A 23,751-nucleotide genomic window follows, 5' to 3' on the forward strand; every position below is an offset into this window, starting at 1 on the left:
TCATGTATGTGATCATGGTCTATGATATAAATGAAGAAAGGGTCTCTAAGGTGTTGAAAATTGCAAGAAAGTATCTCACTTGGGTCCAAAATTCTGTGCTTGAAGGGGAAATAACAGAAGCAAAATTTGAAAGACTTAATTACGAACTAATGAATATTATTAATACAGAAGAAGACTCCATTATCTTTTACATTATGCGCACTACAAAGTACACTGAGCGAAAAATAATAGGATTAGAAAAAGGAAAGATAAACAATAATTTTTTATAAAATACATAAAATTTCTGTCGACCTCCAATCCTGCAAAAAACCCCGGGGTACGACAGAAAATTAAAATCTCTAAATTTCCCTCTTTAAATCTAACAAATCTTGATGTATAATATAATCAAAATTGTAGATCTCCTATAAGGGTATTAATTTTAAATTGTAGATTTTTTGCTATATTAACGGGTTTGTAGCTCGCCTATAAGGGATTGAAACACAATCACAGCAGATAGTGTGAACTACAGAAATAAGTTTGTAGCTCGCCTATAAGGGATTGAAACCTTATATGAGTGCGGTTATTTAGTCTTTGAGGACGAGGTTTGTAGCTCGCCTATAAGGGATTGAAACTTTGTAAGGGGAGCAAATAGCTCCCCTTCTCTTTTAGGTTTGTAGCTCGCCTATAAGGGATTGAAACTACATATAAACCGAGCATAAAAACAAAAGTATTGAAGGTTTGTAGCTCGCCTATAAGGGATTGAAACAACTCTTCTCTTAACTTTTGAATTTCGTTAACCATACGTTTGTAGCTCGCCTATAAGGGATTGAAACGCTCTTCAATACTTTTCTCTAATTGGTAAGTTAGGAGTTTGTAGCTCGCCTATAAGGGATTGAAACAGGTAAGGCGTTTATTCTCGGCGATGGCGTAAAGAAGTTTGTAGCTCGCCTATAAGGGATTGAAACTATTTTTGGAAAATCTCAATCAGGGTCATACCAGCACGTTTGTAGCTCGCCTATAAGGGATTGAAACAAACAAAACGCCCCTGGAATGTATTTCGGAAAGCCCCAGTTTGTAGCTCGCCTATAAGGGATTGAAACAAAACTATGCTATCATAAAATTGAAAATAAAAATTGGTTTGTAGCTCGCCTATAAGGGATTGAAACAAATTTTAGAGGATGTAAGCCAAAAAGCACAAAATGTGTTTGTAGCTCGCCTATAAGGGATTGAAACTGTTGTTGGGGGGATTGGATTTTTCTTTGGGATTTTTGTTTGTAGCTCGCCTATAAGGGATTGAAACAATAAGCCCAATTGTCATACACAACCATTACAGGTTCGGTTTGTAGCTCGCCTATAAGGGATTGAAACTTCACTTCTCTTCACCTCCTTTCTCCTCAGTCCTTTCGTTTGTAGCTCGCCTATAAGGGATTGAAACAATACTTCTCTTTTCTCTCGTAATATATGTAGAAGAGTTTGTAGCTCGCCTATAAGGGATTGAAACTATTCATTATATCAGACATAACATCAAAAGCAAACCCGTTTGTAGCTCGCCTATAAGGGATTGAAACGGAGAATCTTCCCTGTGTATGCAGAAGAAAATTCAGCGTTTGTAGCTCGCCTATAAGGGATTGAAACTCGAATACGAAGGAAGACGTTTCGGACGCTTGATAATGTTTGTAGCTCGCCTATAAGGGATTGAAACTATTTTGGTCTTCTATACAGCATTCACTTATAAAGTCGTTTGTAGCTCGCCTATAAGGGATTGAAACGTAGAGAGAGAGATATGGGACAGGTGGTATCAGAAGGTTTGTAGCTCGCCTATAAGGGATTGAAACCTTCATATATTCCCCTCACTAACTCCTGAGTGTTTAGGTTTGTAGCTCGCCTATAAGGGATTGAAACTAAGAAGGTCGGGGCCTCTTGCGTGTTCAGTAGAGCGTTTGTAGCTCGCCTATAAGGGATTGAAACTAAGAGTGGTGAAGAAACTTCCTACAATTCCTGTGTGGTTTGTAGCTCGCCTATAAGGGATTGAAACTAAAATTGTAGACTAAAATTTGTTTAGGAGGTGTCAGTTTGTAGCTCGCCTATAAGGGATTGAAACTATTTCTGGAAAATATCTACTAACTTCATTTTTCCAAGTTTGTAGATCGCCTATAAGGGATTGAAACCAAATAAATTGAATCTCAAAAAGTTTGAAGGTAATGGTTTGTAGCTCGCCTATAAGGGATTGAAATGATGCCAAAAATAGGAAGAAGGGAGGGAGAATGTCTCCCCCCTATTTCTTATTTACAATATGAATAGCTTCGCCCAAAGCAGATTTGGCAGATTCAAGAATTGCCTCTGGCAATGTAGGATGAGTGTGTATTGTATTTGCTATATCATTTAAGGTTAGTTTTGCTTTCATAGCAAGAGCAAGCTCGCTTATTAAAACTGATGCCTCTGGTCCTACTATTTGAGCTCCAATAATTTCCTTAGTATCCTTCTTAGCAACAATCTTAACAAAACCATCGGTAGAATTCATAGTTAGAGCCTTTCCATTTGCTGTAAAAGGAAATTCCCCTGTTATTACTTCTATACCTTTTTCCACTGCCTCTTCCTCAGTTAGTCCAACTGCTGAGATTTCTGGCTTGGAGAATATTGCCCATGGAACAACCTCATAAGAAACAGGTTTGTCCTTTCCTGCAATAATTTCTGCTACTGTCTCTCCATCATACATTGCCTTGTGTGCAAGAAGTAGTCCACCTATTACATCTCCAACAGCATAAAAACCTTCCACATTTGTTCTTAAATAATTATCTACTATTATTCTTCCTCTATCTGTCTTAATCCCTACACTTTCTAATCCAATGCCTTCAGAATTAAGCTTTCTTCCAATGGATACAAGTACCTTACTTGAAGTAAGAACTTCTCCTGTAGAAAGAGTAGAATAAACTTTTCCATCCTTTACTTCAATATTTTCTATTTTCGTTCCTGTAATGACTTTTACTCCTTTTTTACTTAGTATTCTCTGAATTACCTGAGCAGTTTTTCTATCTCTGAGAGTGGGTACCACTTGAGGCATCATCTCAACAATTGTTACTTTTGCACCAAAGGATGACCAAAAAGTTGCAAACTCTATTCCAATAGCACCTGCTCCTACTATAACCACATCATCAGGAATTTCTCTTAAATTCAATGCATCGTCGGAATTCAATATATTTACATGATCGATTTTTAAGGCTGGAATCTCTGCTGGCTCTGATCCTGTGGCTATAACAATATTTTTACCTTGCACTAATTCCTTACCATTTTGAGTTTCTATCTCTATAGTTCCACCATCTACAATTTTGCCAAAACCTCTCTTTATAACTACTTTCCTTGATTTTAAAAGAAACTCAACTCCAGAAACTAATTTTTTCACTACATTTTCTTTCCATTTTAATATTCCATCAATATCATAGGAAATATTAGGAATGTCTATCCCAAAAACTTTAGATTCTTTGGCTTCTGTATACAAATCTGCAGATTTTAATAAAGCTTTTGTTGGAATACATCCCCTATTTAAACATGTTCCTCCAAGCTCTCTATTTTCAATAATACATACAGACATACCTAAGTCTGCGGACCTTATAGCTCCTACATAACCAGCACTTCCAGCTCCTAAGAAGATTACATCAAACTTCTCCATATCAAACCTCCTTCTTAAAAATTTTTTATTTTTTTATATCATATATATAGAGAATTAAAAAGTAAATTTTCCTACTTGCAAAAATTTTTCAGTTTGATATAATAAAATTGAAAATGAGAATAATTTTAAATTAAAAAATTAGGAGGTGTTGAAAATGGAAACCAGATTACCCTTGTTAGGAGAAAAATTTCCAGAGGTAAAAGTGCAAACTACTCATGGAGAGTTAGAACTTCCTAAAGCTTTTGCTGGAAAATGGTTTGTACTATTTAGCCATCCTGCAGATTTTACTCCTGTATGTACAACAGAATTTTATGCATTCCAAAAGAGGTACAACAAATTTAGAGAACTTAATGCAGAATTAATTGGACTTAGCGTAGACCAAGTATTTTCTCATATCAAATGGGTAGAATGGATTAAAGAAAAACTTGGGGTAGACATTGAATTTCCAATCATAGCAGATACTGGGGAAGTTGCAGAAAAACTTGGCTTAATCCATCCAGGAAAAGGTACAAATACTGTAAGAGCAGTATTCATAGTAGACCCTCAAGGAGTAATAAGGTTAATAATATACTATCCACAGGAGATAGGTAGAAATGTAGATGAAATTATTAGAGCACTAAAAGCCCTTCAAGTTTCCGATGAAAAAGGAGTTGCATTACCAGAAAATTGGCCAAACAATGAGCTTATTGGTGATAAGGCAATAATTTCACCTGCCAAAGATATTAAGACTGCAAAAGAAATATTAGAAAAAGCCAAAAAAGGAGAAATAGAAGCCTACGATTGGTGGTTTGCATACAAGAAAATTTAGTTAACATCTAAAACAAACACCTCCTTCTGGGAATATGATATAATTATTCTCAGAAGGAGGTGTTCTAAAATTCTCCTCTTTTAAACCAAAGCATCCTCTATCTTCGACTTGGGCTTGAATTCTAATGAATTTTAGGAGGGATCTATTGTTTAACTTTTTCAAAACTTTCAATAGGTCCCTCCAAAACGTAAAAAATAGGATTGCATTCTATATTCTTCATAATCTTTAAATCCTCATATAATTCTGGCGCTCTAATACTGAGTTTTTTAATTAATAAACGAAATTCATACTCAACTTGTCCAGTAGTAGTAGGTATAAGTCTTTCTAATGGTAAAAATTCTATTTTGCTAATATCAAAATGATAACCCCTTCTTTCTGCCTCAATAAATACGTAGGAAAGAAAAGAATTTATTGCTTTTAAAGGATCTCCATATACTATCCAAATATTTAGGATGTATGGTCCAAAGCCTCATGATGTTATTGTATAATTAGTTAACAATATTTTAAAGGGGTGAGATAATTGGAAAATTTTAACGTGAAGTTAATAACTAAGGTTGAACCGTTAGGGCAAGTGGTTGAAGCTATAGTTATAAAGTTTCCAGAGCCTATTGATAGTATCAATTTATCTCCTAATGCTTTTGAAGTAATTGCTAATAGGATAAATGATTCAGGCAGTGATTTAGGGAATAGAACTATTACTAAGATTTATACAAACAACTCACCTCGCATGACAAATAATCCGGTAGCTGGAGAGTATTTAGTAATTGAATTATACCCCAACGATATTAATGCCAATACTTTTTATTACAAGAGTGATGGAAGAATAGGATTTAATTACGATTATGATTTAGAATATATCATTATTCAAAAAGAAAATTTGAAATCAATTAATGGGAATATTTATCCTGCAAGAATTTATATAGGTAAAGATAGAGAAAATCTTTTAGTTGATAAATTTAAAAACTTTATTTATAAAAAAGATTCTGAAGAACTTTACTATAGTTTATATGTTCCTGAAAATTATAATCCTAAATTAATATATCCTCTTGTAGTCTTTTTACATGGAGCAGGAGAAAGAGGTTATGGGAACCAAGCACCTTTAAAAGCAAATAAGGGTGGAGTGGTTTGGGCAGAAGACGATATACAATCTAAGTTTCCCTGTTTTATATTAGCTCCCCAATGTCCTCAGCATAGCAGTTGGACAACCCTTTTCAATCCAGAAGATTCCTTTTCTCCATCCATATATCTTGAAATGGTCTATGAATTAATACAAAAAATCTCTGAAGAATACAATATTGATCAGAATAGAATTTATTTAACTGGGCTATCAATGGGAGGTTTTGGGACTTGGGCTTTAGCTATGGCACATCCTGACACTTTCTCTGCTTTGGTCCCAATATGTGGAGGAGGAAATCCAAACAAAGTAAGCTTAATAAAAGATATTCCTGTGTGGGCTTTTCATGCAGAAGATGATCCCATCGTTGATAAAGAGATCGTAAGGAAGACTATTAATGCCCTTAAACAAGTAAGCGAAAAGGTGATATACACTGAGTTTGATAGTGGGCTACTTACCCCACCATTAGTACCAAATCCTCATTTTTCCTGGGTCTTTGCCTACAACGATAAAAATATGATCAACTGGCTTTTCTCCCAATCAAGAAGAGATAAATACAATGCTATATTAGTAGAACCTAATATCTATGTTATAAATGATTATAGGTTTGATAGCATGTATTTAATAATTGGCAGTGAAAAAGCCCTTTTAATAGATACAGGTATAGGGGAAGGAAATCTCAAAGAGTTCATAAATAAGCTTACCGATAAACCCTTAGAAGTAGTTGTTCTTCACGGTCACCATGACCATATTCTTCAGGCAGATCAATTTGAAAAAGTATATATGTCAGAAAAGGAAAAGGAGATTTTACCTCTCTTCGGAATTAAAAAAGATATAAAATTTTTACCTGTAAAAGAGGGAGATAAATTTGATTTGGGAGATAGAGTGCTTGAAGTAATAGAACTTCCTGGACATACGCCAGGCTCTATTGCTCTATTGGATAGGAAAAACAGAATTATATTTACAAGTGATGCCATTGGAGCAGGACATTTATGGTTACAGGTTCCTGGTGCTTCTCCTTTGAAAAAATACTTAGAAACTATTAAAAAGTTAGAAGGCTATAAAAAAGATTTTGATAAGATTTATACAGGGCATCTCTACCACTCAGGAAATAATCCCTTGCCTCCTGATTATATAGACGATGTTAGAATAGCAGTTGAGAAGGTAATAAAAGGAGAATTAAAAGGGAAACCTTATCCGATTGGAATTTTTGGGGGACTCTTTGTAGAATATGGTAAAGTTACCTTAGTATATAATCCAGATTTATTGTAAATTACTGGCAGAAAGAGGAAATATTAACAAAGAATTTCTCCCAAAAGAGGACTATTTCTCTCTTGGGAGAAATTTTCTATTGAGATACCTCAAATAAGAAATCTTGTATAAAATATATTCTATTGCTTTACAGCACCAAGAATACCTTGCACAAAATACTTTTGTAATCCAAAAAATATAACTATCATAGGCAACGTTGTAATTACAATTAGAGCCATAATGACTCCAAAATCTGGGTTATATCCAGAAGCAAGAGTAGATAAGAGCAAAATTAAGGTCTTCTTATCACTGCTCTGCAAAACAACCAATGGCCAAAGATAGGAATTCCAACTTGTCATAAATGCCCATATAGCTGCAGCTGCGTAAGTAGATTTCATAGAAGGAAAAACAATTGATGTTAAGATTCTAAGCTCGTTTGCCCCATCTACTTTTGCAGCCATTATAATTTCCTTAGGATATAATTTGAAATTCTGACGGAAGAAAAAGAGTAAAAATACAGAAGGTATCATGGGCAGAATAACTCCCCAATGATTGTCGAGCAGATTTAAATTAGACATCATCCTAAATAAAGGCACCATTAAGGCTGCAAAAGGAATCATCATAGTTAGGAGTAAAATTGCATAAAATCTTTCTCTTGATTTAGATGGACAGAATTCAAACCCGTAAGCAGCTAAAGAGGAAACAATCAAAGCACCTAAAACCACAAAAAAAGATATTTTAAAGGAATTTAGTATTATTTGCCACATGTTATAATTTTGAAATAGGTTTCTGAAGTTTTCTAATAATGCATTTCCAAAGGTCAATTTTCCCCTATTTATATCAACAGATGTATTGGTCATTCCCACAATCATCCAAAAGAATGGAAAAACAGAAATTATTGATACTATGATTAGAAACAAATAAATAAAGAAATATCTAATTGCCAATCTTTTTTTCATTATCTTTCACCTGCCCATCTCAATTGAATAAAGGATAGAATAGCAACTATAAGTACAATAATATAGGATATTGCAGAAGCATAGCCAAAATTAGGCATATATTTAAAGCAGATATTATAGATATAAACGGATGGCGTCAAAAGAGAATTTGCAGGACCAACGCTTGATCCTGTCACAACACCACTTGCTAAATTCATAGGCTCATCAAACAATTGTAAGGTTCCTATTGTAGACATGATTGATGTAAAAACTATAATGGGCTTAAGCATAGGTATAGTTAACTTGAAAAACTTAGTAATCTCTCCAGCCCCATCAATATCTGCTGCCTCATAAATCTCAGTAGGTATATTTTGCAGTCCAGCTAAATAAAATACCATGTTATACCCTGTCCATCTCCATGTAAGAGCCAAAATAAGAGTAACCTTTGCCCAAAAAGGATCCAAAAGCCAAGGGATAGGCTTATTTATCAAGTGTATAGACAATAAGATTTTATTAATTAATCCATCAACACTAAACATCATCTTAAATAAAACAGTGTAGGCAACAAGAGAAGTTACACATGGAAGAAAAATAGCAGTTCTAAAAACCCCTCCAAACTTTAACCGTTGATCATTTAAAAGCACTGCAAGAATCAATGCCAAAATAAGCATAATAGGTACTTGAACAACCAAAATAATTAAAGTATTTTTCAGGGCAGTCAAAAAGGTTTCATCTTTAAACAGTCGTAAATAATTTCCAAAACCTACAAATTCTTGAATAACTCCTCTTGATGTGAATGTTGAAAGATACAAAGAATAAATAATAGGATAAAGCAAGAATAAACCTACACCTACAATTGCAAAAGAAACAAAAAACCAACCCCACAGATTCAAATATCTCTTTCTTAAAAATGCTGTCATACTTCTTCTACCCCTTCATAATAAATTGGGAGAGGGAAAAACCCCTCTCCCTGATTCATTATTTACCAAGCATATTGAGAAGTTGCTCTTCTGCCTTCTTTAAGCCTTCATCTACAGAAAGTTTTCCAGATAGTATGTCTGGCATTACAGACATTATTGCACTGTCTGCCTCATAGGTGTATATTCCATAGTCTACAGGTGGAATTTGCTTCATCCATTTTGAAAATTCTGCATAAACTTTTTGACCACCAAAGAATGGATCTGGCTCTTGATATGCTTTTCCAGATTGGGCTGGTAAGAAGGTACCTACCGCTCCCCTTTCAACTAATATCTTCTGATAGAAATCTAAGTCTTTTGCATATATCTGTTTTAAGAAGTCTATAGCTATATCTCTATTTTGGGAGTTCTGTAATACATACCAGCTTGAGCCACCAAGGTTAGAAGCATTAACTGCTCCTGGAAGATTTAATCTTGGGATAGGAGCAACACCCCATTTTCCACTTTGATCTTTTGCTGCCTTTATAGAACCAATAATCCAAACACCAGTAATTACAGAAGCAACTTCCCCACTATTGAAGGAGGCTACCCATTGGTTCCATCCACTTATCTCTTTTGATATACCAGATTCTCTTAACTTCTTGTAAAGAATTACAGCTTCTTTAATAGCAGGATTGTTTGCAATATTAACTTTTCCACTCTTATCAAAATACCATTGACCTGCAGATTGCATTACTATTCTCATTAACCCACCATCATATGGGTCTCCACTTATCATATATTTACCAGTTTTTGCCTTAACTACTTTACCAATTTCAATAAACCTATCCCATGTAATATTTTCTAAATCTTTGGGTTTAAATCCTGCTTGCTCTAAATAATCTCTTCTATAGAAAAATCCAGCAACTCCTGAATCAAAAGGAACTCCATAAACTTTTCCATCAAGAGTCATGAGTTGAACTTTATAAGGAGCAAATAACTTGTAGTTGAAATGTTTTGTTAAATCAGCAAAAGCACCTGGATATGCCCTTAAATACTTTTGGGCATTGTAATCTTCAATTAAAACTATCTCAGGGAGTCCTGTTTTAACACCAGATGCAAGCACAGTATTCAACTTTTGCTCTACATCTGCCTTTGCCATATCAGCGATTTCAAATTGTACTTTTGGATTTATCTTTTGATATCTTGCAGCAGCCTCTTTCATTATGGGTATATTAAAATTGGGGTCCCAGCACCAGATTGTTATCTTACCAACCTTCTCAGCAGCATTTAAAACACCTAAAGCAAATGCTATTAATATTAATGATATAATGCTTAATTTAACAAGTCTCTTCATAATACAACCCCCTTACAAAAAATTTTTAGAGAAGGAAACATTGAGAATTATTAAAATTCTTTCTAAAAATTCCTCTAAATTATCACCTCCTTAAAGATTCAAATTAAATAGTACTCTTACGGATTACAAGCTCCTCAGGAATTACAATTTTTAAAACTGGTCCGTAAGGCTCATAAATTTTCTTATGGAGATGATCAACAGCTACTCTTCCCAAAGATTCTCTAAATACCCTCACTGTGGTCAAAGGTGGATCAATCAGTGATGCCATATCTATGTCATCATTTCCAACAACAGAAACATCTTCTGGCACTTTTAACCCTCTTTCCTTTAAAGCCCTTATAGCACCTATGGCAGAATTATCATTTGTACAATAAACGGCGGTAAACTCTTTACCTTTATCTAAGAGCTCCATCATAGCTCTATATCCGCCTTCTGGAAGAAGATCGCTATATGCAATTAGATCAGGATCAATAGGATTTCCTAATTTTTCTAAGGTAAAACAGAAACCTGCGGATCTTTGGACTACATCATACTGATCTTGTGGTCCATCAATAAATGCAATCTTTTTATGTTTTTGGAGTAGAAATTTGGCTACTTTAACTGCCCCATCAAACGCATCAGTAGTTACACTATCCACCTCTAAGTCGGGAAAGTAATCCTCCATTACTACTGAAGGGATAGAAAGCTTTAATATTTCCTCAACGAGCTTAGAATTGCTTAGATTAACTAAGAGAAGAGCATCAACTTGTAAATTCTTTATCTTGGCGACTACCTCTTTTATTTTGTCATCAGTATTTGGTACTACACTATAGACCAGTCTTCCTCCCAATTCTTCTGCCCTTTTTTGAGCCCCTCTCAAAATAGCTGAAAAATATACATTCTGTGTAGGATCATTCTCTAATTCTCTTATTACAAAACCAACAGTACCGATTTTCCCCTTTTTCTTTAACTCCAATTCATATCCTAAATTAATAGCTGTTTTTAGAACTTTTTCCTCTATGTCCTTTTGGACATTTCCTGCTTTATTGAGTACACGGGAAACAGTTCCCAGGGAAACCCCCGCTTTTTTAGCGATGTCCAACATAGTAACTTTTTTCTTACTTCTTGGCATTTTTAAAATTCCATCAATAAAATTTTAGTATTCTTACCCTAAATTATAATGAATAAAATAAAAATTTTCAAGTAAATTTTCATGAAAAAAACATGAAATAAAAAACAAAGAATTATAGAAGAAAATAAGAAAAACTTTAGAGGTTTATAATCTCTTTCAAAAAATCTAATATTTCTTTTTTAAATCTTTCTTTTGAGAATCTTTGGGCATTCTTAATAAGATCTTCTTTTTTGAAATTATCTTTTTCCTTCAAAAACCTATAAACAGCCTCTTTAAGACTTTTAACATTTTGCTCATAAAAAAATATGCCCGTTTTTCCATCAATGACTGTTTCTAAGGCTCCTCCCCTTCCATAAGCAATAACAGGAGTCCCACTTGCCTGAGCCTCAATAGGGACAATTCCAAAATCTTCCTCTACAGGGAAAATAAGAGCCTGTGCCCTCGCTAAATATTTTCTTACCTCACTTTCCTCCTGCCAACCTAAGATCTTAACATTATCTTTGGCTAATTTCTTTATCTTATCCATATCTTCTCCTTCACCTATTACTATAAGAGGAATCTTAAGCTCATTAAAGGTTTCAACAACAAGATCTACTTTTTTATAGGGGACAAGCCTGGAAAGTACTATAAAATACTCGTCTTTTTCCTCTGATGGTTCAAATTTTTCTATATCCACAGGAGGATATATAACCCTTGCCTCCCTTCTATAGGTTTTCCATATCCTTTTTGCCACATTTTGGGAGTTTGATATAAAGTAATCCACCCTATTTGCACTAACCACATCCCACATCCTTAAATAATGAAAAATCCCCCTAACTAATAGGCTTTTTAATCCTCTATATACCTTCTTATCCTTTAAATAAGGAAAGTAAAGGTCCCATATATATCTCATAGGAGTATGGCAATAGCAAACATGTATCTGATAGGATTTTGTCAAGATTCCTTTAGCTACGCAGTGGCTACTTGAAATAATTAAATCATATTTTGAAAGGTCAAATTGCTCAATAGCAACAGGCATAAGAGGAAGATAGAAGGAATAATTTCTTCTTCCGAAAGGAAGATTAGAGATAAAAGACTCATAAACTTTTTGAGAGATGCGGAGTTTCTTTAAAGTTTCTTTATCAGCAACCAATGTGAAAAGATCTGCAGAGGGAAATAACTCAAGGAAAGTGGTTAAAACTTTTTCTGCACCCCCAATATTTACAATCCAATCATGAACGATTGCTACCTTCATTTTATTCCTCAATAGGGAAAAGGATAGCCCTTACTAATGAACCTTCTCCTCCCTTTATATTCAATGGCAAAGCAACAATAAAATATTTTCCTTCCTTCACATTCAATAGGTTCAGTCCCTCAATTATGCCTATCTCATTCCCAAGAAGAACCTTATGGACCGCTCTTCCCTCATCACCTCTTGGTCCTATAGATAGATAGTCAATGCCTACAGTTTTGATTTTCTTTTCTGCTAAATAAATAGCGGATTCCAACGATAATCCCACATAATCATCATGGAATCTATTTTCCAGTAGCAATTTTGAATTCTTAGTTTTAAAGAGAACTATATCATTCTCCTCAATGTCAAAATCCTTTATTTCAGAAAGAAGTATTTTTTTATCATTTTTAACCTCAAAAACCTTGGCAACTCCATAAAATTTTCTAATGTCCAAAAGCTCTACAGTTTTTCCATCTGCTATAAAATGAAAGGGAGCATCCACATGGGTTCCAGTATGAGAGCCAAGTGTTAATTTAGAAAGATTTACATGTCTTCCTTTAGAAATTTCAGAGACCCATTCCCTTTCAAACTTGGGATCACTTGGCCAGAAAAGCATATCTTCATGAATTAACAAACTCACATCTATAGGATTTTCCCAAAGAATTCTCATCTCAAAAATTCCTCCTCATTTTTTTCTCATTATATCACATGTTATATTTTTAAAGATGAAGAGGGAACTTTAAGAGAATTATAGGACTCAAATGATGTTGCCAATTGAAAAAACCAATAATTATAGATGGAGTGAACATATTAGATCCTCAAGAAGTTAAAAAACATGGATTTAAGTATAAAGGAGTGGGAAGACAAACTTAGTCAGGGAGTGCCCTTTCAAAATTATAAATTAGGCACTCCCTGTAAATTTTATCTATATTTCAAGCTCCAAATCTACACCATGATTATATGCATACTCTAATGCTTCAATCTGTTTATTCTTTAACATATCTTTGAAATATCCACCTTTTTCCTGAAGACTTTCTACTCTCTCAATTACATCCATTGCTATACTAAATCGATCTATCTGATTTAGAATGGCAAGTTGAAGAGGAGTAGTTATTCCTCCTCTTCCTTTTAGGAAAGGTGCAAGATATCCTGCTTCAATTCCAATTTTTCTATTTTCTCTGTATCCCCTTACATGTAGATTTTTATGATTATTTCTCCTATAAGTTAATCTATGTATTAGCCATGGATATCCATGGAAGTTAAATATTATAGGCTTATCTTTAGTAAAATACGAGTCAAATTCTTTATCAGAAAGACCATCAGGATGCTCTGTATTAGGTGTTAAAGTAAATAGATTTAATACATTTACAAACCTAATTCTAAGCTCAGGGAATAATTTCTTTAAAATTTTAACAGCATAGATAGCCTCTTTAGTAGGAATATCACCACAACTTGCTATTACTACATCTGGATCCTTATCAGGATGGTTACTTGCAAAGTCCCATATTCCTATTCCTTTCATGGCATGCTTAAATGCCTCGTCAATACTCAAGTACTGAGGATGTTTTTGTTTATCCGCTACAATAATATTTATTCTATTTGTGGTTTGCAGTGAGTACCATACAGTACAAAGTAAAGTATTTGCATCTGGTGGGAAATAAACTCTTACCACATTTGGCCACTTATCAACGATTGACGTAACAAAACCAGGGTCTTGATGCGTAAAACCATTATGGTCTTGTCTCCAAACAACTGATGTAAGAAGGAGGTTAAGCGAAGATATGGGGGCTCTCCAGGGCACATCAGTAGATATATCTATCCACTTTCCAAACTGATTTACCATTGATGATATTATAGGAGCAAAACCCTCATAAGTGTTTAGAAAACCATGCCTACCCGTAAGAATATAACCTTCTAACCATCCCTCAAGTGTATGCTCCGAGAGCATCTCCATAGTTCTTCCAAAGGGACTAAGAAAACCTTCATCCTCATCTTCTGGTAGTATCTTTCCCATCCATGCCTTTCCATGCTCAAAAACTGCATCAAGTCTATTCGATTTTGTTTCATCTGGTCCAAAAACTCTAAAATTCTCAGGATTTAAACTTATAGTTTCCTTCAAAAACACTCCTAAGGGACGCGTATTCTCCGCCATATCTTCTGTAGGATTGTTCACAACCACTGCAAAATTTTTAAGGTTTGGTAATTTTAGCTCTTTCCTCAATAAACCACCATTTGCATGCGGATTTGCACTCATTCTTTTTTCACCTTTTGGAGTTAGCTCTCTCAAATCTTCTCTTAATTTGCCATTCTTATCAAAAAGTTTTTCTGGCTCGTAACTTCTAAGCCAACTTTCAAGAATCTCGAGAGTTTTAGGATTTTCTTTTGCATCAGCAAAAGGTACCTGGTGGGCTCTCCAATAACCTTCTATATAATGACCTCCAACTTTTCTGGGAGCAGTCCAACCCTTAGGAGTTCTAAGTATTATCATGGGATAGGAGGGTCTAAAAGGTTTATTATTAGATCTTGCCTCATCCCAAATACTGAGAATCTTCTCAATACAATAATCCATAACCTCAGCCATCTTTTCATGTACTTCTAAAGGATCTTCTCCCTCTACTATCTTAGGATCATAACCATACCCCTTAAATAAAGATATTAACTCTTCATTTTCAATCCTTGATAGAATTGTAGGGTTATTAATTTTGTAGCCATTGAGAAGTAGTACTGGAAGAACAGCTCCATCTCTTACAGGGTTCAAAAATTTGTTTGAGTGCCAAGCAGTAGCAAGTGGTCCAGTTTCCGCCTCGCCATCTCCTACAACAGTAATGGCTATTAAATCTTTGTTGTCAAAAACTGCTCCATAGGCATGAGAGAAACTATACCCTAACTCTCCGCCCTCCTGAATTGAACCTGGAAGTTCAGGGGTACAATGGCTTCCAAGCCCTCCAGGGAAAGAAAAGGCTTTAAACAAATTTTTGAGCCCTTCCTCATCTTGACTAAATTGAGAATAAAGCTCGCTTATGGTACCCTCTAAGTAGGCAGGAGCTATAACTCCTGGAGCTCCATGTCCAGGTCCTGCAATGAATATACAATTCAAATCATATTTATTAATTACTCTATTCCCATGAGTATAGACAAACGAAAGCCCAGGACTTGCTCCCCAATGACCAAGAAGTCTTTCCTTAATATGCTCTGGTTTAAGAGGATTTTTTAAAAGAGGATTGTCCCTAAGATAAATCATACCTGCTGAAATATAACAACATGCTCTCCAAAACTCATTTAACTTTTCAATCATACCCATCCCTACCTTTTCAAGTTTTTTAATATGATAATAACATTTTTTCTGTCGACCTCCAATCCTGCAAAAAACCCAGGGTACAATAAAAAATTAAAAATCTCTAAATTTACCTTTTTAAATCTAACAAACCTTGATGTATAATATAATTAAAATTGTAGATCTCCTATAAGGGATTGAAACAAACTTGAACTTTTAAAAATATTTATGTAGAGTTTTAATTGCTAATATCATTTCACATCATAAGGAGGTGATTAAAGGAGGTGATTAAATAATATCCCCACAATATCACACAATTAATGAGGAGGTGAAGTATTGTGAAAAAATTTATTAGTACCCTACTTTTTATACTTTTTTCATTCTTGTTTTTAACCATTTCCTCTGGAGTAGAAAATAAAGTTGAAATATGGAGTTGGAGATCCCAAGATGCAGAAGTATGGGCAAGAGTAGAGAAAGAGTTAAATAAGAAGGGAATTCCTGTAAAAATAGATTTTAGACCTTTTGTCCCTACAGAATATGATGCAAAGGTAATGCTTGCACTACAAGGAGGTACGGGTCCTGATATTTTCTACTCAAGAAGACTCCCAGGTGGAAGAACCCAAGCACTTATTGATGCAGGTTTTATAGAACCACTGGATGGAAAAATTAAGTTTACATACTTTACTAGTAATACTTTAAAATATATAAGAAGTGGTGGGAAAACTTATGGAGTTCCGTTTGCATTACAAGTTGTAGGAATCTTTTACAACAAAGATATATATGACAAATTTGGGCTTAAAGAACCCGAAACCTGGGATGAGCTCATTAATAATTGTGAAATTTTAAAGAAGAATGGAGTAACACCTTTCTTTATACCTGGAAAAGAAGCATGGACTTTAGCTATGCAGCATGCTATGTGCGGAGTAAGCGTACTTGGTCCAGAATGGATCAGAGATCTAACTAATGGTAAAACCAATTTCTTAGATCCTAAATTTATCGATCTAAACAAGAGATTAAATGATTTAAAGAAATATTATCAAGATGGATTCTTAGCAAATTCTACTACTGATCAAGATTCTGCTTTTGCTTTTGGGCAAGCAGCTATGGTATTCTATGGTATATGGGGACTTCAAACTTGGAGGCAATTAAACCCCAAGATCAATGTAGGATACTTTATGGTTCCACCTCTTACAAAAGATAGAAAACCATATGCATATGTGTATATGGATGGTGCCTTTTCTTTAGTAAAGGGAGCTAAAAATAGAGATATGGCTTTAAAGGTTTTAGAATTTACAGCAACCCCAGATTTTGGAACTATTTTTTCTAACATCACATATAACATTCCAGCAGTTCTTGGAGCTAAAATACCTCAAGATCCTTTATTATTAGAGGTATTAGAAGTATCTAAGAAGCATGCTTCTCCATATGTATACTGGGTTGGATCTGTATTTGTAACTCAGAAGCCATCTCTATATGATGATATTTTAGCCCCAGGAATGCAAGCAATGTATGCGGGGAAAATAACTCCCGAAGAATTAGCCCAAAATGCTCAAAATGGTATTTCTCAATGGTATAAACCTTTAATGAAGAAAAGATAACAAAAAGCCCCCTCCTTTTGTGAGGGGGCTTTTATTAGGGGGATATAAAAATATGAAAATCAAATGGTATAACCTTTTATTATTTATTTCACCAGCCTTCATTCTTTATACTATTTTCGTAATTTATCCATTTATTTCAAGTATTTACCTAAGCTTTTTTAGTTGGGTTGGTGTTGGGGCAAAAAAATATGTAGGGCTTAAAAATTTTTATGATACGCTTTTTGGATCTTTTAAAGAGGAGTTTTTCAATGCTTTATGGCATAATATCTACTTTTTTATTGTAGTTTCTATTGTTGAGGTTTCTCTTGGTTTCATTGTTGCATTAGGTTTAGCAACTCAAATAAAGGGATATCATATATTTAGAAGTATTATATATATTCCTAATGTAATTTCTATGGTTCTTGTAGGATTTATATGGGGATTAATACTTAATCCTCAAATTGGATTAATCAATCAAATCTTGAAAGCAATTGGATTAGGACATTTTGCAAAAGCATGGCTTGGCGATCCAAATTTTGCTTTTAATACTATTATTGCAGTCAATATATGGAGACATTTAGGTTTCTACGTTTTAGTTATGTTAGCTGCTATAATAAATATTCAACCTGATTTTATTGAAGCAGCATATATTGATGGAGCAAATAACTGGAATGTAATTAAAAACATTATTATCCCACTAACTATACCTACAGCACAAACTTTAATACTCTTATTATTCATATGGTCCTTTAGTGTTTTTGAACTTATATATGCTTTGGAAGGAGTACAAGCAGGACCATTTAGAAGTACAGATGTTTTGGGAACTCTTTTTTATAGGACAGCTTTTGGAGGATTAGGAAGTGCAAGAATGGATTTAGGCTTAGGTGCAGCAATTGTAACACTAATGTTCTTAATAATTCTTCCTGTTTCCTTTTTATATATTCGTTTAGTAGAAAGGAGAAGGTAAAAGATGCTAAAATTAGGTACTAAATCCAAAGTAATTGTATTTTCTCTTTTTACAATTTATTCTATTATAATTATTGTTCCTTTTTTAAATATTGTTATGAATTCTTTCAAGAGTCTTTCAGAGATATTTTTGACTCCATTTTCTCTCCCAAAACAACTAAGATGGGAAAATTATGTAGAAGCGTGGACTAAGGCAAACTTAGGAGTAGGCTATCTCAATAGTTTTTTCATTTCAGTTTTTTCTGTAATTGGTATTTTAATTATTTCTTCTATGATGGCTTATATTCTTTCTCGTTATAGATTTCCATTTAGGAAAATTTTATATTTATATGTAATAGCAGGACTTGCTTTTCCAGCTCGTTTAGCTATTATACCAATATTCATTATGCTTAGAGATGTAGGGCTTTTGAATTCTCGCCTTGGTTTAATACTTCTATATATGGGAACAGGAGTGCCTTTTTCTGTATTTCTTCTTAAGAACTTCTTAGATGATGTACCTATAGAATTGGAAGAGTCTGCACAAATTGATGGAGCTTCGCCTTGGACAATTTTTAGGAAAATTGATCTACCCCTCATAAAGCCTGCTCTTGTTGTAGTCGCTATTGTAAATTTTGTATCTGTATGGAATGACTTCTTCTTCCCTCTTATTCTGATAAGCGATCGTTCTAAAGAAACTATCCCCTTAGCAGTATCTGTTTTCTACGGTGAATATGCCCATCAATGGCATTTATTATCAACTGCATTATGGCTTGCTGTTGTTCCTGTTATGATTATTTATTCTATAATGTCAAGAGAGTTTATTTCTGGAATGACCCAAGGAGCAATAAAATAAAGAGAGGTGACAAAATGCGTACTAAGGTTGTAATTATAGGGAGCTTCAATATTGATATGGTTTCAAAAGCCCCTCATTTACCAAGACCGGGAGAAACTGTTTTAGGTGGTCCTTTCGTTATGGTCCCAGGAGGAAAGGGATCAAATCAAGCAATATGTGCCTCAAGATTAGGAGCAGAAGTTTATTTTGTGGGATGTGTAGGAAATGATACTTTTGGAGAAATAGCAAAGAATAATTTTAAAAGAGAAAGAATCAATGTAGATTATTTAGAGGTTTCTTCAGAGACACATACAGGTGTTGCTCTTATAGTTGTTGATGAAAAGAGTGGAGAAAACATGATTGTAGTTGCCCCTGGAGCAAATATGAAAGTTACGAAAAAAACTATAGATAATGCAATAGAAATTATTAAAGATGCAGATGTTATCCTAACTCAATTCGAAATACCAATCGAAACTGTGGAATATGTTGTTAAAGTTGTAAAAAACATAAAAAAACCAAAGTTAATTTTAAATCCTGCCCCAGCAAGAGAAGTAAACCCACATATATGGGAAGATATAGATTTAATAACTCCAAATAGAAGTGAATTAGAAGCAATTAGCGGGATAACGATAGAATCAAGAGACGATATTGAAAGAGCAGTAGAAAAAGTGATATCTCTTGGAGTAAAGAATGTAGTAGTAACTCTTGGAAAAGAGGGAGCGCTCGTTGTTAACAAAGAAAAATCTATATATGTTCCGTCCTTTAAAGTAGATGCAGTAGATACTACAGGAGCAGGAGATGCTTTTAATGGGGGATTAGCTGTAGCTCTTGCAGAAGGAAAAGACTTAGAGGAGGCAGTATATTTTGCCAATGCAGTAGCTGGCTTAAAAGTGAAAAGACTTGGGGCCTCCTCTATGCCATATAGAGAAGAAGTAGAAAATTTCTTAAAGGAAACTGGTGAGGCTCTTTTTTAATTTATTTTTCAACCTCCGTTAAACCTTTAATTAGCCATCTCTGCATTAGAATTACTATTCCTACAGGAATAATCATTGAAATAATGGCACTTGCCATAACAATATTCCAATCCACCAAAGCTTCAGGTCCTCCCAACATTTTAACAATTCCCATCACCAAAGTTTGCATTTTTACATCTGTAGTTATTAGAATAGGCCATAAATATTGATTCCATCCATAAATAAATAATATTACAAATAAAGCAGACAAATTTGGTCTTATTAAAGGAAATACTATATGGGTCAAACATCTTACAGGTCCAGCGCCATCAATCCTTGCAGCATCCAAAAACTCCCTTGGTATACTAAGAAAGGTTTGACGGAAAAGAAGAGTACCTGTAGCAGATACCATTAGTGGGAGAGTTAAACCGGCAAAAGAATTTAAAAGTTTAAGATCAGAAGCAACCTTATAAGTTGGAATAATACGTACTTCTAATGGTAGCATAATTGTAATGAAGGTTAACCAAAAGAAAAATTTTCGTAAAGGAAAGTCAAAATATACAAAAGCATAGCCAGATAATAGCGAGACCAAAATTTTCCCTATAGCAATAATTAAAGCCATTATTAAAGAATTAATAAGCATAATACGTACAGGTACACCAATGATATTTGCTCCACTACCTACCCTCCAAGCTCTAATATAATTTTCAACGGTATACTTTCCAGGGGTAAGAGGCATAATCCCCCTACCAATAGTAGCAGCATCATGAGTAGAGGCAATAAAGGCCATATATAAAGGAAAAACCATAATAACTACTCCTATAATAAGAATTAAATAGGCAAACCAGTTATTTTTTAATGATTCCAAGACTCTCATAATTAACCTCCATAATAAACTCTTTTTTCTATGAAACGAAATTGTAAAGCAGTAAGAATACTTACTATAATGAGAAGAATAACTGATTGGGCGGAAGAACTGCTTATATTAAAATTAATCGTACCATCTACATAAACTTTATATACTAAAATTTCTGTAGCTTTTCCTGGTCCTCCTTTAGTTAATGCATCAATCACCCCAAAAGTATCAAAAAAGGCATAAACAAGATCCATAACTATTAAAAAGAAGGTTGTAGGAGATAAAAGAGGAAAAACTATAGACCAGAATATCTTTCGAGAATTTGCCCCATCCATCTGAGCTGCCTCAATCAAGGATTGAGGAATAGATTGGAGTCCAGCCAAAAAGAAGATAAAATTATAACTAACTTGTTTCCAAGATGATACTAAAATAACCATTAATAAAGCTTGCATTCCATTTAAGTGGTAATTCCAGTTAATTCCTATTTTATTAAGAAACCTTGCTAATATTCCTATGGATGGTTGAAAAAGAAATAACCAAAGCACACCAGCTACAGCAGGTGCTAAAGCATAAGGCCATATTAATAGTGTTCTAAATATTTTTGATCCATAAATAGGCTTATTGGCAGAAACAGCAAGAATTAAGGCTACTGACAAAGTAATTAAAGTTACAGTTAAAGAGAAAACAATAGAAGTCCAAATGGATTGTAAATAGTATTTATCTGTAAGAAGAGAAATAAAATTTGCTAAACCAACAAATTGTGAACGAAGTCCAAAAGGATCAGTTCTTTGTAAAGATAAGTATACTGATTGGATAGCAGGCCATATAAAAAAAACAATAGTAAATATTAATTGGGGAAGAATGAGTAAATATGGCAAAATCTTATTAGGAAAAACTGGGCGCTCTTCCATTTATATCCTCCTTATTTAAATATTTACTGAAAGGGGGCTTAAGAAGCACCTCCCAAGCCCCCTTATGTTTTTATTACTTATAAATAGCCTCAAAATCTCTTAATATGCTATTACCACGGTTAACAATGTTGTTTATAGTATCTTTAGCAGATTGCTGACCTTGTAAAGCTTTTTCCATTTCCTCATATATTACTATACGAATAGAAGGTAAATTTCCAAGTCTTAAACCCTTAGTATTAGGAGTGGGGTTAGTTCGAGTCAATTGTAAAATTGGTATTTCAGCAAATGGATTCTTTTTATAAAATCCTTGTTCTTTCGCATGTTTGTAACCATCTAATGTTACAGGAAGATATCCTGTATTCATATGCCACCATGCATCATTTTCGGGTAAACCAAGGAATTTGAAGAATTCAGCCACTGCCTTATAATGCTCAATTGTTGCATCAGGTCTACGCATTACCCAAAGAGCTGCTCCACCGATAATAGAGTTATATGGAGCTTTAGGAACATCATCATAATAAGGGAGATAAGTTATACCCCAATCAAACTTCGCTTCCCTTGAAACACGACCATACAATGCGGAAGAAGCAATAAGCATTGCAGCCTCCCCAGATGGGAAAAGTCCATCAGGTTGAGCATCTCTTCCTCCATAGGTGAAGGAACCTTCTTTTTGCATATCAATTAAATTTTGTACATGACGGATATAAAGAGGATGGTTTAAAGCTAATCTTGCATCTAAACCAAGGAATCCATTCCAACGAGTTGCATATGGTACATTATGAATAGCACCAAATTGCTCAAATTGTGTCCATGGAAGCCAAGAAGCTGATAGACCAATCTTTGCTGCTCCCTTTTTAACAATCTCTAAGGATGCCTTTCTCACCTCAGCCCAAGTCTTTGGAGGATTATTAGGGTCAAGTCCTGCTTTACGGAAAGCATCCTTGTTATACCAAAGAACAGCAGTAGAACTATTAAAAGGCATGGCTGCCATTCTTCCATCAGGATAACTATAATAGTCTTTTACTGCAGGAATATATTTTTTAGGATCAAAAGGAACTCCTATATCTTTAAATAATTGATATACAGGATAAATAGCCTTTGAATACATCATTGTTGCAGTACCCACTTCGAAAATCTGTACAATATGGGGTGCTTTTCCAGCTCTATAAGCAGCAATTGCAGCAGACATAACTTCCGCATACGAACCTTTGTAGACTGCATTTACCCAATATTTGTTCTGAGATGAATTAAAATCGTTAACTAATTTCATTGTTGCGTCGCCTAATGGACCGGTTAGAGCAAACCAGAATTCTATTTCAACTCTACCTTGAGGAACTTGCGCATTCACTAATACAAAAGTAAACAAGATTAAGAATAAAATAGGAATTAACTTTTTCATACTAAAACCTCCCGTTTATTAATTTATTAAAGATGAAAACGGATTAAATTAATAACTTTTACATACCACCTCCTTACTAAAAAAGGCTCTGAGGATAATATTCAATCCCCAAAGCCTTTTCTCTCATCTTCTCCTAGGCTTGTAGTTATTATAAATTAAATCAAAAAAGATTGTCAACAATAATTGGAAAACGGATGAGAGATGGTATCCCCCTAATGGATATCAAAGTTATTAGAGTAGGAGTGAAAAAAGAATATAGCACCTTTCATTTTTATGGCATTCTTATTCAAAATACCATAAAGATAGAGGTGTCCAGGTGCCATTTGGAATTATTATTAAACCTGCTGCTAAGGCTTTTAATACTATCCCTAAAACAGTTAGAAAATGGTTGAATAAATGGAAAGAAGGGTATATCACTCAAGAACAAAAGGATTTAGCTATTAAACTTAAGAAAGATAGCAGAAAGAATTTCTCCTGTTGCATCATCAACTGCGGTAAGAAGAGTAATCCTCTTGAAGATTTTCTTTCTCTAAGCTTTCTAATCTTAGGTCTTCTTTTCTTGATAGGAGAAGAGAATCCATTTTCGATTAATATTTTTCTTACAGAAGAGACGGATATTTTAATATTCTCTCTTTCATCAAGAAGGTCCTTAATATGATGGAAATTACAA

19 protein-coding genes, 1 pseudogene and 1 CRISPR repeat array are annotated in these 23,751 nt (G+C 34.2%); of the genes and pseudogenes, 8 read left to right on the top strand and 12 right to left on the bottom strand.

The window, feature by feature from the left end:
* Nucleotides 1–2 precede the first annotated feature (2 nt).
* Nucleotides 3–269, top strand: coding sequence for a CRISPR-associated endonuclease Cas2 (gene cas2, locus CBR30_03440; GenBank protein PMQ02055.1), 267 nt, complete (start codon nt 3–5; stop codon nt 267–269).
* A gap of 119 nt (nt 270–388) precedes the next feature.
* Nucleotides 389–2,213: direct repeats of the CRISPR family, unit length 30 nt; unit sequence GTTTGTAGCTCGCCTATAAGGGATTGAAAC.
* Nucleotides 2,214–2,254: 41 nt separating this feature from the next.
* On the opposite strand, the gene lpdA is transcribed toward cas2, so the two are convergent.
* Nucleotides 2,255–3,646, bottom strand: coding sequence for a dihydrolipoyl dehydrogenase (gene lpdA, locus CBR30_03445; GenBank protein PMQ02056.1), 1,392 nt, complete (start codon nt 3,644–3,646; stop codon nt 2,255–2,257).
* 154 nt (nt 3,647–3,800) lie between these two features.
* Between lpdA and CBR30_03450 the strand changes: the two genes are divergently transcribed.
* Nucleotides 3,801–4,454 carry a peroxiredoxin gene (locus tag CBR30_03450; GenBank protein ID PMQ02057.1) on the top strand — a complete coding sequence of 218 codons (654 nt, stop codon included), beginning with the start codon at nt 3,801–3,803 and terminating at the stop codon, nt 4,452–4,454.
* A 142-nt stretch (nt 4,455–4,596) separates the two neighbouring features.
* Here CBR30_03450 and CBR30_03455 read toward each other — a convergent pair.
* A pseudogene (locus CBR30_03455) lies at nt 4,597–4,927 on the bottom strand (hypothetical protein).
* A gap of 254 nt (nt 4,928–5,181) precedes the next feature.
* Here CBR30_03455 and CBR30_03460 point away from each other — a divergent pair.
* The gene (locus tag CBR30_03460) at nt 5,182–6,840 is read left to right on the top strand and encodes a hypothetical protein (GenBank protein ID PMQ02082.1); all 1,659 of its coding nucleotides are present in this window, start codon (nt 5,182–5,184) and stop codon (nt 6,838–6,840) included.
* A gap of 119 nt (nt 6,841–6,959) precedes the next feature.
* Here the strand turns inward: CBR30_03460 and CBR30_03465 are convergent, their stop codons facing one another.
* From CBR30_03465 to CBR30_03495, 7 genes are all read right to left on the bottom strand, one after another.
* The gene (locus CBR30_03465; GenBank protein ID PMQ02058.1) at nt 6,960–7,778 is read right to left on the bottom strand and encodes a lactose ABC transporter permease; all 819 of its coding nucleotides are present in this window, start codon (nt 7,776–7,778) and stop codon (nt 6,960–6,962) included.
* Complete coding sequence (locus tag CBR30_03470; GenBank protein PMQ02059.1) at nt 7,778–8,677, bottom strand: lactose ABC transporter permease; 900 nt, start codon at nt 8,675–8,677, stop codon at nt 7,778–7,780. The genes CBR30_03465 and CBR30_03470 overlap by 1 nt, the downstream gene beginning before the upstream one ends.
* Nucleotides 8,678–8,735: 58 nt before the next feature.
* The gene (locus CBR30_03475; protein ID PMQ02060.1) at nt 8,736–10,010 is read right to left on the bottom strand and encodes an ABC transporter substrate-binding protein; all 1,275 of its coding nucleotides are present in this window, start codon (nt 10,008–10,010) and stop codon (nt 8,736–8,738) included.
* A gap of 103 nt (nt 10,011–10,113) precedes the next feature.
* On the bottom strand, nt 10,114–11,121 hold the full coding sequence (locus tag CBR30_03480; protein ID PMQ02061.1) for a hypothetical protein: 1,008 nt from the start codon (nt 11,119–11,121) through the stop codon (nt 10,114–10,116).
* 136 nt (nt 11,122–11,257) lie between these two features.
* Nucleotides 11,258–12,355, bottom strand: a complete 1,098-nt coding sequence (locus tag CBR30_03485; protein PMQ02062.1) for a glycosyl transferase — start codon at nt 12,353–12,355, stop codon at nt 11,258–11,260.
* 1 nt (nt 12,356) lies between these two features.
* A complete protein-coding gene (locus tag CBR30_03490) occupies nt 12,357–13,004 on the bottom strand; it encodes a polyketide cyclase (GenBank protein PMQ02063.1) in 648 nt (215 codons plus the stop codon).
* Nucleotides 13,005–13,259: 255 nt separating this feature from the next.
* Entirely contained in the window at nt 13,260–15,629 is a 2,370-nt protein-coding gene (locus CBR30_03495) for a phosphoketolase (protein ID PMQ02064.1), read from the bottom strand.
* 317 nt (nt 15,630–15,946) lie between these two features.
* Here CBR30_03495 and CBR30_03500 point away from each other — a divergent pair, with 317 nt between their 5' ends.
* The 4 genes from CBR30_03500 to rbsK are packed head-to-tail and all read left to right on the top strand — an operon-like array spanning nt 15,947 to nt 19,936.
* Nucleotides 15,947–17,206 (top strand): ABC transporter substrate-binding protein, encoded by a 1,260-nt coding sequence (locus tag CBR30_03500; GenBank protein PMQ02065.1) that lies wholly within the window; start codon nt 15,947–15,949, stop codon nt 17,204–17,206.
* Between the two features lie 52 nt (nt 17,207–17,258).
* Nucleotides 17,259–18,152: an ABC transporter permease gene (locus CBR30_03505; GenBank protein PMQ02066.1), complete on the top strand. Its 894-nt coding sequence runs from the start codon at nt 17,259–17,261 to the stop codon at nt 18,150–18,152.
* 3 nt (nt 18,153–18,155) lie between these two features.
* On the top strand, nt 18,156–18,983 hold the full coding sequence (locus CBR30_03510; GenBank protein PMQ02067.1) for an ABC transporter permease: 828 nt from the start codon (nt 18,156–18,158) through the stop codon (nt 18,981–18,983).
* 14 nt (nt 18,984–18,997) lie between these two features.
* Entirely contained in the window at nt 18,998–19,936 is a 939-nt protein-coding gene (gene rbsK, locus CBR30_03515) for a ribokinase (protein PMQ02068.1), read from the top strand.
* Nucleotide 19,937: 1 nt separating this feature from the next.
* Here rbsK and CBR30_03520 read toward each other — a convergent pair whose 3' ends face one another.
* The 3 genes from CBR30_03520 to CBR30_03530 form a co-directional block, all read right to left on the bottom strand.
* On the bottom strand, nt 19,938–20,792 hold the full coding sequence (locus CBR30_03520; GenBank protein ID PMQ02069.1) for a glycerol-3-phosphate transporter: 855 nt from the start codon (nt 20,790–20,792) through the stop codon (nt 19,938–19,940).
* Nucleotides 20,793–20,794: 2 nt separating this feature from the next.
* Nucleotides 20,795–21,682 (bottom strand): glycerol-3-phosphate transporter permease, encoded by an 888-nt coding sequence (locus CBR30_03525; protein ID PMQ02070.1) that lies wholly within the window; start codon nt 21,680–21,682, stop codon nt 20,795–20,797.
* Nucleotides 21,683–21,755: 73 nt separating this feature from the next.
* The gene (locus CBR30_03530) at nt 21,756–23,081 is read right to left on the bottom strand and encodes a sn-glycerol-3-phosphate ABC transporter substrate-binding protein (protein PMQ02071.1); all 1,326 of its coding nucleotides are present in this window, start codon (nt 23,079–23,081) and stop codon (nt 21,756–21,758) included.
* A gap of 316 nt (nt 23,082–23,397) precedes the next feature.
* On the opposite strand from CBR30_03530, the gene CBR30_03535 reads away from it, so the two are divergent.
* Nucleotides 23,398–23,739: a hypothetical protein gene (locus CBR30_03535; GenBank protein ID PMQ02072.1), complete on the top strand. Its 342-nt coding sequence runs from the start codon at nt 23,398–23,400 to the stop codon at nt 23,737–23,739.
* Nucleotides 23,740–23,751: the final 12 nt, after the last annotated feature.

Source organism: Dictyoglomus sp. NZ13-RE01, assembly GCA_002878375.1.
Classification (GTDB): Bacteria; Dictyoglomota; Dictyoglomia; order Dictyoglomales; family Dictyoglomaceae; genus NZ13-RE01.